This window comes from Bacillus sanguinis (genome assembly GCF_018332475.1).
Taxonomy (GTDB): domain Bacteria; phylum Bacillota; class Bacilli; order Bacillales; family Bacillaceae_G; genus Bacillus_A; species Bacillus_A sanguinis.
Window position 1 is genome coordinate 1 of record NZ_BOQB01000514.1, and the last position, 486, is coordinate 486.

Annotated in this window: 1 protein-coding gene; it reads right to left on the minus strand. The window is 24.7% G+C overall.

Annotated features, from left to right (window positions below; translation table 11 throughout):
* Positions 1–187 precede the first annotated feature (187 nt).
* A complete protein-coding gene (locus KI369_RS28135) occupies positions 188–481 on the minus strand; it encodes a hypothetical protein (protein ID WP_212958935.1) in 294 nt (97 codons plus the stop codon).
* Positions 482–486 lie beyond the last annotated feature (5 nt).

Below are 486 nucleotides of genomic sequence, written 5' to 3' on the forward strand. Positions count from 1 at the left end.
GGATATATTCTACACTACAAATATTCATTTTATAAAAAGAAGAACCCCACACATTTTGATTAAAATGTGTGGGGTTCTTTTGGCTTCCTTAAATTTTCATGAAAAAGATTGATTATTTTATGTAGCCTACTTAAAAAAACATTTTGTTCAATCAACTAACAGAACAAGATTAAACATTTAACTAATATTAGTAATTTTTCTTGTTTCTGTTGATAAATATAAAAATACTGCCTAACACACTTAATGAAAGTGCAAAATATAACAACAAATCAGGTAGAAATTGCAAAGGAATAATATCAATTAATTGTAAAACAATAATGGCAAGGATACCTAAATATAGAATATTGTACAAAGCATTATTTGTTTTATATAGAATTTCTCTTCCTCTTTCGTCATTTGCTTCATCACTTGATTGAAATTTTATTACATACATCTTACTTATCACTATTAAACCAAATAACAAAATTTTTAACAACAACATATGTA